Origin of the sequence: Streptomyces tateyamensis (genome assembly GCF_003205575.1) — a bacterium.
GTDB classification, from domain to species: Bacteria; Actinomycetota; Actinomycetes; order Streptomycetales; family Streptomycetaceae; genus Kitasatospora; species Kitasatospora tateyamensis.
In genome coordinates this window covers 34,755-46,647 of record NZ_PYBW01000022.1, presented here as the reverse complement: position 1 = coordinate 46,647, position 11,893 = coordinate 34,755, and the positions used below count along the sequence as shown (strand labels likewise).

11 protein-coding genes are annotated in these 11,893 nt (G+C 74.1%); 9 read left to right on the top strand and 2 right to left on the bottom strand.

Translation table 11 applies throughout. From position 1 onward, the window contains the following. The first annotated feature begins 6 nt into the window (after window positions 1-6). The 4 genes from C7C46_RS06440 (at window position 7) to thpR (ending at window position 3,094) form a co-directional block, all read left to right on the top strand. Window positions 7-357, top strand: a complete 351-nt coding sequence (locus tag C7C46_RS06440; RefSeq protein ID WP_110666652.1) for a hypothetical protein — start codon at window positions 7-9, stop codon at window positions 355-357. Then, entirely contained in the window at window positions 354-611 is a 258-nt protein-coding gene (locus C7C46_RS06435; protein ID WP_110666650.1) for a hypothetical protein, read from the top strand. Before C7C46_RS06440 ends, C7C46_RS06435 begins: the two co-directional genes overlap by 4 nt. A 369-nt stretch (window positions 612-980) precedes the next feature. Continuing rightward, window positions 981-2,420 carry a hypothetical protein gene (locus C7C46_RS06430; RefSeq protein WP_110666648.1) on the top strand — a complete coding sequence of 480 codons (1,440 nt, stop codon included), beginning with the start codon at window positions 981-983 and terminating at the stop codon, window positions 2,418-2,420. 89 nt (window positions 2,421-2,509) lie between these two features. After that, entirely contained in the window at window positions 2,510-3,094 is a 585-nt protein-coding gene (gene thpR / locus C7C46_RS06425; protein ID WP_110666646.1) for an RNA 2',3'-cyclic phosphodiesterase, read from the top strand. Window positions 3,095-3,296: 202 nt separating this feature from the next. Here thpR and serC read toward each other — a convergent pair whose 3' ends face one another. Together serC and C7C46_RS06415 are read right to left on the bottom strand one after the other, a co-directional pair. Next, entirely contained in the window at window positions 3,297-4,418 is a 1,122-nt protein-coding gene (gene serC, locus C7C46_RS06420; RefSeq protein WP_110666644.1) for a phosphoserine transaminase, read from the bottom strand. A 144-nt stretch (window positions 4,419-4,562) separates the two neighbouring features. Next, entirely contained in the window at window positions 4,563-5,663 is a 1,101-nt protein-coding gene (locus C7C46_RS06415; protein ID WP_110666641.1) for a citrate synthase 2, read from the bottom strand. Between the two features lie 382 nt (window positions 5,664-6,045). Here C7C46_RS06415 and pdxH point away from each other — a divergent pair, with 382 nt between their 5' ends. The 5 genes from pdxH to C7C46_RS06390 all read left to right on the top strand — a co-directional run bounded on the left by pdxH (window position 6,046) and on the right by C7C46_RS06390 (window position 11,876). Further along, the gene (gene pdxH, locus C7C46_RS06410; RefSeq protein WP_110666842.1) at window positions 6,046-6,669 is read left to right on the top strand and encodes a pyridoxamine 5'-phosphate oxidase; all 624 of its coding nucleotides are present in this window, start codon (window positions 6,046-6,048) and stop codon (window positions 6,667-6,669) included. Between the two features lie 292 nt (window positions 6,670-6,961). Further along, window positions 6,962-7,138, top strand: a complete 177-nt coding sequence (gene fxsA, locus C7C46_RS06405; RefSeq protein ID WP_181442222.1) for an FxSxx-COOH cyclophane-containing RiPP peptide — start codon at window positions 6,962-6,964, stop codon at window positions 7,136-7,138. A gap of 23 nt (window positions 7,139-7,161) precedes the next feature. Further along, on the top strand, window positions 7,162-9,543 hold the full coding sequence (locus C7C46_RS06400) for an FxsB family cyclophane-forming radical SAM/SPASM peptide maturase (protein WP_110666637.1): 2,382 nt from the start codon (window positions 7,162-7,164) through the stop codon (window positions 9,541-9,543). Next, window positions 9,543-10,367, top strand: coding sequence for an AAC(3) family N-acetyltransferase (locus tag C7C46_RS06395; RefSeq protein ID WP_110666635.1), 825 nt, complete (start codon window positions 9,543-9,545; stop codon window positions 10,365-10,367). The genes C7C46_RS06400 and C7C46_RS06395 overlap by 1 nt, the downstream gene beginning before the upstream one ends. Window positions 10,368-10,490: 123 nt before the next feature. Continuing rightward, window positions 10,491-11,876, top strand: coding sequence for a TIR-like protein FxsC (locus C7C46_RS06390; protein WP_181442221.1), 1,386 nt, complete (start codon window positions 10,491-10,493; stop codon window positions 11,874-11,876). Window positions 11,877-11,893: the final 17 nt, after the last annotated feature.

The following is an 11,893-nucleotide window of genomic DNA, read 5'->3' as shown; positions in this document are numbered from 1 at the left end:
CGTGCCATGAGCGAGTTGGCGCACGACGGTGCCGAGCTGATCCCCCGGCCCGAGCTGACCCCGGCCGCGCTGCGGGCCGCGCTGTCCGTGGTCGCTCCGGGTCGGCTGGCCGAGATGATCGACGGGCAGAGCCAGGCGATGGCCGAGGCCATCACGACCGGCAGCGTCCAGCCGATCCGCTCCTTCGTCACGCACTGGGCCGCGATCGTGGAGATCGAGCGGGTCCCGGCGACCGCGCAGGCGTACCACCGAGCGAACTACCTGGCCAACCACGCCGAGACCCTCGCGGAGTGCCGGAAGAACGCGGTCGCCGTCGCGGAGCTGTACCGGAAGGCATTCGCGGCGGTGGCTGAATGACCTGGAGCTGGGAGTACCTGCCCAGCCCGGAGCACGTCACCGGCGGCGCGCCCGCCGGTTTCCTGGCCGCTGTCGAGGAGAAGGCGGCCGAGCTGGTCCGCGCGGCCGAGGCCCTCTATCTCGACGGCGCCACCTACCAGGGCAGCGGCGAGCCGATGCGCTACCTGGACGTGGCCGGAGGGCTGCTCGCTTACTACCTGGTGCCGCGGCTGGAGCTGGTGGTGCTGTGCCAGGTCACGCCCCCGCCGGCCTGACTCCGCATGCCCGGCGGCGCGATCAACTGGCGACGTGCTCGCCACAAGGCGGTTGGCAGGCCGAGTGGGGTGTCCAGCATCCAGTCAGTCGCTGACAGATCCGGTGCCCCTCGCTACAGTGGCCGCGTGACCTTCCTGGTGAGCCGCCGCCACATCGATCACGGCCGTGCCACCAGCACGGGTTGTTGCCGCGTCAGCTGACGACGCGTCCGACCCGCTTCACCGCCCCGCGTACCTTCCCGGGCCGCGTCACGTCCTCCCTCGCCCGCCGTACCCGCGCGGCCCCGTGACCTCCCGTGCCCGGCCGCCGATTCCGTCGTACCCGTACCCGTACCCGTACCCGTACCCACCAACGGAACAGGACCCGCCATGCGCCTGCGCACCCTGCGCGCCGTCCCTGCCCTTGCCGCGCTCTCCCTCGTACTGAGTGCACCCGCGTTCGCCGACAGCGCCGGCGCTCCCTACGGTCCGCTGCCGCCGCAGAATCCGGCCACCGCCGCCAACGGCACCGCCACCATGCACGGGGACAGCGCCTCCAGCGACACCACCCCGTACGCCGGGCCCGGGACGGGAGCGGTCGGTTGGAGCCGGACCGCGCTCGCCTCGGCCTGCCCGACCATCGTGATCGGCAGCGACGCGAAGCCGGTGGCCCTGTGCACCACGATCTTCGGGCAGACTCCGACCGTGCACCTGCTCGACCCCGCCGACGGGAGTGACCTGGCCTCGCTGGCCCTGCCCAAGGGGAGCCTGTTCGGTGGCGTCTACGCGTACCTGGACAGCGGCAACGCCCTGGTCGTGGTGGACGGCAACGACAACCTGCTGCGGGTCGGCCACCACCAGGACGCCGCCGGCCACTGGTCGCTGACGGCTGACCAGAGCACCCCGCTCGCCGGAGCGGTACCCGCCGGCGACAACATCGTGGGCCTCAGCCCCGGGTGGGACGGCCGGATCTGGTTCGCCACCGGCGGCGGGGTGATCGGGACCGTGGACACCGGCACCGGGGCGGTGCGCACCCTGAGCACGGGGGAGAGCGTCGGCAACAGCATCTCCACTGTCCCGGGCCACACCGCGGTGGCCACCGACCACGCGCTCTACCTGCTCACCGAGGCCCCCGACGGTACCCCGGCGGTCGAGTGGCGGGCCGCCTACGACCGCGGGCCCGGGCGCAAGCCGGGGCAGCTCAGCTGGGGGACCGGCGCCACCCCGAGCTTCTTCGGTCCGGGCGACGGCACCGAGTACGTGACCATCACCGACAACGCAGCCCCGCACGAGAACCTGCTGGTCTACCGGGTGGCCGGCGGTCCCACCCCGGTCTGCAGCACCCCCGTGCTGACCCAGTACCCGGCGAGCGGCACCGAGGACGCGGTGATCGCCTCCGGCCGCAGCGTCTTCGTCACCAACACCTACGGCTACCCGTACCCGGCCCTGCCGGCCGGCGCCCCGGCCAGTACGCCCGCCTCGGCCGGCTTCGACGGCGGCCTGAGCCGGATCGACCTGGACGCCGACGGCAACGGCTGCCACCCGGTGTGGAACAGCGCCGTCAAGTCCGCGGCACTGCCCCGGCTCTCGCTCGGCGACGGGCTGATCCACACCCTGACGGTGAGCGGCCCGACCGGAGCGGCGGGGGTGCAGACCTTCGCCTCCTACTCCTACGCCACCATCGACCCGGCCACCGGCGCCCAGCGCTCCAGCTCGTGGATCGGCGTGGGCCTGCTCTACAACCCGCTCCAGATGACCGGCACCACCGCCCCCGACGGCACCCTCTACCAGGGCACCGAGACCGGGGTCCTGAGGATCGCCCGGCGCTGACCCCGGCGCCTGTGATGGAGCGTCATGTCCGCGCCGGCGCAACGGCGCAGCGGGGGCGGCGAAGACCGCGATGAGCGGAGAATGAGGCCATGAGGCTCTTCGTCGCCGTCACGCCGCCCGCCGCCGCCCTGGCCGAACTGGCGCGGGCGGTGGCACCGCTGCACGCGGTGGCCGGGGCGGACGGGCTGCGCTGGGCCGATCCCGCCGGGTGGCACCTGACCCTGGTGTTCCTGGGGGAGGTGCCCGAGGAGCGGCTGCCCGCGCTGCGCGACGGGCTGGCCCGGGTGGCGCCCGGGCAGCAGGAGCACCGGGTGAGCCTGGCCGGGGGCGGGCGGTTCGGGGACCGGGTGCTCTGGGTGGGCCTGGCCGGGCAGACCCGGGAGCTGCGCGCGCTGGCCGGGGCGGTGGCCCGGGTGGCGGGGGAGGAGCTGGGGGTGACCGAGGAGTCCGGGTACCAGCCGCACCTGACGCTGGCCCGGGCCGGCACCGGCCGCTCCCACCCGCCCCGGGAGCAGCGCGAGGCGCTGCGGGCGGCTGCCGAGCGGCTGGCGACCTTCCAGGGCACGCCGTACCCGGTCACCGGCTTCGAGCTGATGCGCAGCGACTTCGGCCGGGGGAACGGCCCGGTGCGCTACACCGCGATCGACCGCTGGGAGCTCGCCCGGCCCCGGTAAAGGGGCGCTGCGGGGGCCAGGTACCGTGGAAAGCGTGGACCCCAAGACTCGCACCCGCATCGTCACCGGCGCCTTCGGCCTGATCCTGGTGGCGGTGCTGGTCAGCGCCCTGATCGGGAAGTGACGTCTGCGGGAGTGACGTGAGCGGGGGGCCGCTGCCCGTAGGCAGCGGCCCCCCGCTCGACGACGCGGGCAGGGACGGTCAGAGCTGGTCGACCACGTAGTCGATGCAGGCGGTCAGCGCCTGCACGTCGGCCGGGTCGACGGCCGGGAACATCGCGATCCGCAGCTGGTTGCGGCCGAGCTTGCGGTACGGCTCGGTGTCCACGATGCCGTTGGCGCGCAGCGCCTTGGCCACCGCGGCCGCGTCGATCGCGTCGTCGAAGTCGATGGTGCCGACCACCTGCGAGCGCTCGGCGGGCTCGGCCACGAACGGACGGGCGAACGCGGACTTCTCCGCCCAGCCGTACAGGTGGGCCGCGGACTCAGCCGTACGGGCGACGGCCCAGTCCAGCCCGCCGTTGCCGTTCAGCCACTCCAACTGGTCGGCCAGCAGGAACAGGGTGGCGATCGACGGGGTGTTGTACGTCTGGTCCTTCGAGGAGTTGTCGATCGCGGTCGGCAGGTCGAAGAACGGCGGGATGTACCGGCCGGCGCCGGCGATCTCGGCGGCCCGCTCCAGCGCGGCCGGCGAGAAGGTGGCCAGCCAGAGTCCGCCCTCGGAGGCGAAGGACTTCTGCGGCGCGAAGTAGTAGACGTCGGTCTCGGTGATGTCCACCGGCAGGCCGCCGGCGCCCGAGGTGGCGTCCACCAGGACCAGCGAGCCGTCGCCCGCGGTGCCCGCGGGGCGGCGGATCGGCATCGCCACACCGGTGGAGGTCTCGTTGTGGGTCAGCGCGTAGACGTCCACGCCGGCCTCGGCGACCGGCAGCGGGTGGGTGCCCGGCTCGGTCTTGAGCACGCTCGGGTCGTCCAGCCACGGCACGGCCTTGACCGAGGAGGCGAACTTGGAGGAGAACTCGCCGAAGCTCAGGTGCTGCGACTTCTGCCGGACCAGGCCGAGGGCCGCGATGTCCCAGAAGGCGGTGGAGCCGCCGTTGCCGAGCACCACCTGGTAGCCCTCGGGCAGCGAGAAGAGGGAGGCGACACCTTCGCGCACGCGCTTGACCACGTTCTTGACGGGGGCCTGGCGGTGCGAGGTGCCGAGCAGCGAGGTACCGGTGGCGGCGAGGGCACTGAGGGCCTCGGGGCGCACCTTGGAGGGGCCGCAGCCGAAACGGCCGTCGGCGGGCTTGAGGTCAGCGGGGATCTGAATCTGGGCCACGCGCGCAGCCTACTGGTCCGGATCCCGGAATATCGCCGACTGTCCGGCCGCTGAGATGTGATCTTCGGCGGCCGGACCTCACGGCTGGTCAGGGACCGCCGCCCAGAAACCCTTCGGCACCGGGCGGGGTCCGACCCGGCGGCGTCAGTGGGCGATCGCCTCGTACCCCTCGACCTCGCGCGGGCTGCGCGGGCCGGGGCCGATGTAGCGGGCGGCCGGGCGGACCAGGCGGCCGGTGCGCTTCTGCTCCAGGATGTGTGCGGACCAGCCGGCGGTGCGGGCGCAGGTGAACATCGAGGTGAACATGTGCGCGGGGACCTCGGCGAAGTCCAGCATGATCGCGGCCCAGAACTCGACGTTGGTGGCGAGCACCCGGTCGGGGCGGCGGTTGTGCAGCTCCTCCAGCGCGGCCTTCTCCAGCGCCTCGGCGATCTCGAAGCGCGGGGCGCCGAGCTCCTTGGCGGTGCGGCGCAGCACGCGGGCGCGCGGGTCCTCGGCGCGGTAGACGCGGTGGCCGAAGCCCATCAGGCGCTCGCCCTTGTCCAGCGCGTTCTTGACCCACTTCGCGGCGTCGCCGGTGCGCTCGATCTCCTCGATCATGCCGAGCACGCGGGAGGGGGCGCCGCCGTGCAGCGGGCCCGACATCGCGCCGACCGCGCCGGACAGGGCCGCGGCCACGTCGGCGCCGGTGGAGGCGATCACCCGGGCGGTGAAGGTGGAGGCGTTCATGCCGTGCTCGGCCGCCGACGTCCAGTAGGCGTCGATCGCCTTGACGTGCTTGGGGTCCGGCTCGCCGCGCCAGCGGATCATGAAGCGCTCGACCACGGTCTCGGCCTTGTCGATCTCGCTCTGCGGGACCATCGGCAGGCCCTGGCCGCGGGCCGACTGGGCCACGTAGGACAGCGCCATCACGGCGGCCCGGGCCAGGTCGTCGCGGGCCTGCTCGGCGGAGATGTCGAGCAGCGGCTTGAGGCCCCAGACCGGGGCGAGCATGGCGAGCGCGGACTGCACGTCGACCCGGATGTCACCGGAGTGCACCGGGATCGGGAACGGCTCGGCGGCCGGCAGGCCGGGGTTGAACTTGCCGTCCACCAGCAGGCCCCAGACGTGACCGAAGGAGACCTGGCCGACCAGCTCGTCGATGTCCACACCGCGGTAGCGCAGCGCGCCGCCCTCTCGGTCGGGCTCGGCGATCTCGCTCTCGAAGGCGACTACTCCCTCAAGCCCGGGTACGAAATCGGACATCACGCGGCTCCTCAGTGACGTGACGGCCCGCTGCCGTGGTGGGGCGGCGGACCAGTGACCGTTTGGTGTTTGGCACTCGGTGCCAGAGTGGCAGGCACTGGGTGCATTGCGCCATACACCACTGCGGTGATGTTTCCCAAAGGCCGCCCGAGATCACGCTGTACCCGGTTCCGCACCGGGGATCTTCCGGCATCAACCGGCCACTACCGGACATTGTTCCGGTCCGCGAGCGTCGAAGCGGTGGCGAGCCACCATATCTCTTGATGTCGAGATTCCATAGGCGGAGCGTGGCTCCCCGCTTGTCGTACGGGATGATGTTGGCGTGCAGACCCCGGAAAGCGCCCAGCCCGCGCCGCAGACTTCGGTCCCCAACCTCGCCCGGATGCGCCGTCAGTACGCCGAGGAGGGCATCACCGAGGCCGACCTGGCCCCCGACCCGGTGACGCAGTTCACCCGCTGGTTCGGCCAGGCCGAGCGGGCCGGGTTCCTGGAGCCGAACGCGATGGTGCTCTCCACCGCCGACGCTGCGGGCCGGCCCAGCTCGCGCACCGTCCTGCTCAAGGGCTACGACCAGCGCGGTTTCGTCTTCTTCACCAACTACGGCTCGCGCAAAGGCACCGAGCTCGGTGCCAACCCGTTCGCCTCGCTGCTCTTCCCCTGGCACTCGATCGACCGCCAGGTGATCGTCTCCGGCGCGGTGGAGCGGACCGGCCGGGACGAGACCGCCGCCTACTTCCGGACCCGCCCGCACGGCTCGCAGCTGGGCGCCTGGGCCAGCGAGCAGTCCAGCCCGGTGGCCTCGCGCGAGGTGCTGGAGCAGCGGTTCGCCGAGCTGGAGTCGCGCTACCCCGAGGGCGAGGGGGTGCCGGTCCCGCCGTTCTGGGGCGGCTTCCGAGTGGTCCCGCAGACCGTGGAGTTCTGGCAGGGGCGGCCCAACCGGCTGCACGACCGGCTGCGCTACACCGCCGCGGCGGACGGCTGGACGGTCGAGCGGCTCTGCCCCTGAGCTGGACGCGCCCGGGCGCGAGCTGAGCGGCGGTACGTCCAACGGTTGAGTAGAGCGCTCCACCGTTGGAGTGGACTTCGCCGCCGGGGTGCTGGACGCTGCGTCAACTGCGGCGGATCCCAGCAGCTCACGGCCCGGCGGTGCCGCGCCGGGCGCCGACGCTCCGACCTGCGAAGCGTGCGCCGCCCGCTGTCGGACGGCTACCTTGGGCGGAGACATCGTGACTACGCCTCCGATGCGCTCCTACCCACACCGGATGCGGTTGAAGCATCCCTCTGACAGGACGTTGAAAATGGTCGCTGTGCTGGAGGTCAAGACCGTGGACGAGACCGAGTCGCGGGCGGTCCGGGTGCCGCTCGGGGAGCTGTCGGCACTCAGTGCCGAGGAGCTGACCGGTGCCCTGCACCGCGCGCTGCCGGACGCCCAGGCCGGCCGGGTCCCGGTGGCGGCCTTCAACTCCGCGATCTGACGTCCGCCCAGCGGACCTCCGCCATGGTGCCGTTGACGCAGCTGGTCCTCAAGGTGCACAGCCGGTGCGACCTGGCCTGCGACCACTGCTACGTCTACGAGCACGCCGACACCAGTTGGCGCGGTCGGCCCCGGGTGATCGGTCAGCGGGTGCTGGAGCGGGCCGCGCAGCGCCTGGGCGAACACGCCCGCGCGCACCGGCTGCCCGCGGTGCACGTGGCGCTGCACGGCGGCGAGCCGCTGCTGGCGGGCCCGGCCGTGCTGCGCCGGGCCGCCGAGCTGCTGCGCGCCGAGCTGCCCGCCGACTGCGCGCTCGACCTGCGGATCCACACCAACGGGGTGCGGCTGGACCGGGCCTTCTGCGAGCTCTTCGCCGAGCTGGGAATCAAGGTCGGCCTCTCGCTGGACGGCGACCGGGCGGCCAACGACCGGCACCGCCGGTTCGCCGACGGCCGCAGCAGCCACCCGGCGGTGCTGCGCGCCGCCGCGCTGCTGAACACCGACGAGTTCCGGCCGATCTTCGCCGGCCTGCTCTGCACGATCGACGTGCGCAACGACCCGGTCGCGGTGCTGGACGCGCTGCTCGCGCTGGACCCGCCGCGGATCGACTTCCTGCTCCCGCACGCGACCTGGGACACCCCGCCACTGCGGCCCGCCGAGCTGGGCCCGACCCCCTACGGCGACTGGCTGCTGACCGCGCACCAGCACTGGCTGGCCCGCGGCCGCCCGGTCCCGGTGCGCAGCTTCGACTCCGTCCACCGCACCCTGCGCGGCCAGAGCGGCCTGACCGAGTCGCTCGGCCTGGAGCCGGTCGACCTGGTGGTGATCGAGACGGACGGCAGTTTCGAGCAGGCGGACAGCCTGAAAACGGCCTACGACGGTGCCCCGGCGACCGGATTCGACCTCTTCACGAACAGTCTGGACGAGGTGGCCCGGCACCCGGGCATGATGGCCCGTCAACAGGGTCTGGCCGGCCTGAGCGCGCAGTGCCGGGCCTGCCCGGTGGTGCGCAGCTGCGGCGGCGGCCTCTACGCGCACCGCTGGCGCACCGGCAGCGGCTTCGACAACCCGTCCGTCTTCTGCGGAGACCTCATGCGCCTGATCACCACCATCCGGGACCGGGTGGCCCCCGCCGTACCGCTCGCCGCGCAGCAGCATGGCGGCCTGACCGGGGCGCAGCTCGACCAACTGGCCCGGGGCCACGGTGACGGCGCCACCGTGCGGGCGCTGGCCGCCGAGCAGCTGGACCTGACCCGGCGGCTGCTGGCGGCGGTCGGCCGCGGTGCGGGCCAGGCCTGGGAGCTGCTCACCGAGCTGGACGCCGCCGCGCCGGCCGCGGTGGACGCGGTGCTGGCGCACCCGTACGTGCGGGCCTGGGCGGTGCGCCGACTGCGCGGCGGCGAGCCGGGGGACGATCTCGGCGGGCTGGCCGAGATCGCCGCCGCGGCCGGGCTGCGGGCCGGTCGGCCGGTCGAGGTGACCGTGCCGGTGCGCGGCGGCGCGGTGCAGCTGCCCACCCTGGGGCGGGTGCTGGTCGGCGGGGCCGGCCCGGCGGTGCTGCGCGGCGGCCCGGACGGGTTCACGGTGCGCGCCGCGGGCGGCGGCGAGCAGCGGATCGCCTTCGACCAGGCCGGCGGCGAGCGCTGGCTGCCGGTGCGCCGGGTCGAGCTGCCCGGCGGCTGGACCCTCGCGCTGGAGGACACCGACCCGCAGCGCGACAGCCACGAGTACCCGGTCGAGCAGCGGCTCACCGCGGCGGCGCTGGGCGACTGGACCGGCGCGCTGCGCGAGGCCTGGGAGCTGATCCAGCGTGACCTGCCCGACTACGCGCCGGGTCTGGCGGCGGGGCTGAGCACCCTGACCCCGCTGCGCCCGGGGCCCGGCGGACGCGACCTCAGCTCGGTCGCCCGGCAGGCCTTCGGCGCGGTCGGCATCGCCCGCCCGGCCACCGCGCCGACCCTGGCGCTGCTGCTGGTGCACGAGTTCCAGCACGTCAAGCTGGGCGCGGTGCTGGACTTCCGGGACCTGTTCGACCCCAGCGACCGGCGGCTCTTCGAGGCCCCCTGGCGCCCGGACCCGCGCCCGCTGGAGGGGCTGCTCCAGGGCACCTACGCGCACCTGGCGGTCTGCGCGTACTGGGACAGCCGGGTGCGGGCGTACGACGGGGTGGCGGGGGAGCCCGCCGAGCAGGCCCGGGAACAGGCGGCGCGCTGGCGCGCGGACACCGAGCGGGCGGTGGGCACGCTGCTGGCGAGCGGCTCGCTGACCGCGCTCGGCGAGCGGTTCGTGCACGGGGTCGGGGCGGGGCTGGCCGGCGGGACGGGCACCGGGGCGGAAAGCGGGCCGGCCGCCGCCGTCGCGCCGCTGCCCGTGCCGGCCGCGCCGCTGGCGCCCGTCGAAGCCTGATGACCACCGCCCCTGTCGTCGAGCTGACCTGCGACCAGCTGGCCGACCAGCTGCGGGCGCTCGGCCTCGGCCCGACCACCGGGGTGCTGCTGGTGCACGCCGGGCTGCGCGAGTTGGGCCCGGTGGCCGGCGGCTCGGCCGCCGTGCTGGCCGCGCTGCGCTCGGTGCTGGGCCCGGGCGGCACCCTGGTGGCGTACACCGCGACGCCGGAGAACTCGGCCACCTCGCGGCTGCACCGGCAGGCCACCGCCGGGCTGTCCGCCGCCGAGCGCACCGCCTACCTGGCCGCGATGCCGCCCTTCGACCCGGCCGCCAGCCCCTGCTCGACCACGGTCGGCCGGCTCTCCGAGGAGCTGCGCCGCACCCCCGGGGCCCGGCGCAGCGCGCACCCGCAGACCTCGTTCGCCGCGCTCGGCCCGCTGGCCGGACAACTGCTGGCCGACCACCCGTACCACTGCCACCTGGGCGAGCGCTCGCCGCTGGGCGCGCTCTACCGGGCCGGCGCCCGGGTGCTGCTGCTGGGCGCCCCGCTGACCAGCTGCACCGCGTTCCACCTGGCCGAGTACCGGGTGCCCGAGCCGCCGCAGAAACGGTACGGCGCGGTGGTGGGCGGCCGCGGCTGGGTCCGCTTCGACGGCGTGGACCTGGACGACGCCCACTTCCCGGCGATGCTGGCCGACATCCTGCCGGGCCTGGGCGTCCGGACCGCGCCGGTGGGCGGGACCACGGCGCTGCTGCTCCCGCTGCGCCCGGCGGTGGACGCGGCCACCGCCTGGCTGCGCGGGCGCCAGGGGCCGTCGCGCGGAGTGTGGCCGAACCACTGACAGTCGGCACCGGCCTGACGCATGATCAGGGTGGGCCGGGCGCTATTCCCTCCGGGAAGCCGCTCTTCCTACACTGGGACGCTCCCTGAGGGGGCATCAGCCGGTCGTGCCGGGGGAGGCTGCGTGAACGACGCTGACGGCGGGCGAAGGGCCTCGGCGAAGCCGCACTTCTTCATCTCCTACGCCCACATGCCTTCGGTGGGCTCGCGCAACCCCAACCTGCGGGTCGGCCAGTTCTACGAGGACCTGTGCGAGGCGGTGCTGCAGCTGACCCCGCTGCCCACCGCGGAGCCGGTCGGGTTCATGGACGAGACCATGCACCAGGGCGACAACTGGGCGTTGAAGATCTCCGAGGCGCTGGCCACCTGCCGGGTCTTCGTGCCGCTCTACCACCCGCGGCTGTTCCGCTCCACGCCGTGCGGGCAGGAGTGGTACACCTTCGCCCAGCGGGCCGCCAACGCGCCCGGCGGTGCGGCGCACAACACCGCGATCGTGCCGGTGCTCTGGGTCGGCATGCGGGACGCGGCGCTGCCGCCGGTGGCCAGCGCCGTGCAGTACAACCACTCCAGCTTCCCGCGCGCCTACACCGAGGACGGGCTGTACGCGCTGATGGCCCAGAGCCACAACCACGGGCTGTACGAGAAGGTCGTGTACAAGCTGGCCCGCCGGATCGTCGAGGTGGCGCTGGAGACCGTGGTCCCGGTCGTCGAGCCGGTCGACTTCACCACCAACCCCTCGGCCTTCCCCGGGCGTTCACCGGCCGACGAGCTGACCATCGCGGTGCTCGCCTTCAAGGACAGCGAGGTGCCCGAGCACCGCGACACCGCCTGGTACGGCGCCCGCCGCACCGACTGGCAGCCCTACACCCGTGGCGGCGACAGCCCGTTGGCGGAGACGGCGGCCCAACTGGCCCGCCAGTGCGACCTCAATCCCACCGTGCACGAGTTCGACGCCAGGGCCGAGCACCTGATGGAGCTGGAGCGCCCGCAGGGGCCGGGCGTGCTGCTGCTGGACCGCTGGGTGCTGCAGGACCCGCAGCGGGCCGCGCTGGTCAGCGAGTTCGCCCGGCGCAACCCGGCCTGGGTGACCGTGGTCGAGCCGTGGAACCGGGACGACCCGCAGTGCACCGGGCAGACCCGGACGATGACCGAGCTCACCGACCGGATCCTGCACCGGCGGTCCAGCCGCCCCTCGTTCCGCGCGGTGGCCGGCGACGGCGAGGACCCGGAGGGCGTGCCGACCGCCCGGGACTTCGGCCTGGCCTTCCAGCACGCCGCGATCCGTGCCCAACGGGCCTTCAAGGAGCGACATCTGCCCCGCTCGCCCGGCTCCGACCAGCCGCCGGGCAGCGGGCCGGCCCCCGGGCGCGGCGCCGACCGGCCCCGGCTGCGCGAGGCCTTCGGGGCCCCGCGCCCGCCGGCCGGGTACCACCGCGGTGAGGACGAGTACGACGACCGGGACGACCACGAGGACCACGACAGCACGGGTGGGGGAGAAGATGAGCTCTGAGCGGACCCGCAACCTGC

Bases quoted from the DNA above. Each gene is read 5' to 3' on its own strand.
- C7C46_RS06440 (WP_110666652.1), top strand. From the start codon at position 7: ATGAGCGAGTTGGCGCACGACGGTGCCGAGCTGATCCCCCGGCCCGAG.
- C7C46_RS06435 (WP_110666650.1), top strand. From the start codon at position 354: ATGACCTGGAGCTGGGAGTACCTGCCCAGCCCGGAGCACGTCACCGGC.
- C7C46_RS06430 (WP_110666648.1), top strand. From the start codon at position 981: ATGCGCCTGCGCACCCTGCGCGCCGTCCCTGCCCTTGCCGCGCTCTCC.
- thpR (WP_110666646.1), top strand. From the start codon at position 2,510: ATGAGGCTCTTCGTCGCCGTCACGCCGCCCGCCGCCGCCCTGGCCGAA.
- C7C46_RS06415 (WP_110666641.1), bottom strand. From the start codon at position 5,663: ATGTCCGATTTCGTACCCGGGCTTGAGGGAGTAGTCGCCTTCGAGAGC.
- pdxH (WP_110666842.1), top strand. From the start codon at position 6,046: ATGCGCCGTCAGTACGCCGAGGAGGGCATCACCGAGGCCGACCTGGCC.
- fxsA (WP_181442222.1), top strand. From the start codon at position 6,962: ATGGTCGCTGTGCTGGAGGTCAAGACCGTGGACGAGACCGAGTCGCGG.
- C7C46_RS06400 (WP_110666637.1), top strand. From the start codon at position 7,162: ATGGTGCCGTTGACGCAGCTGGTCCTCAAGGTGCACAGCCGGTGCGAC.
- C7C46_RS06395 (WP_110666635.1), top strand. From the start codon at position 9,543: ATGACCACCGCCCCTGTCGTCGAGCTGACCTGCGACCAGCTGGCCGAC.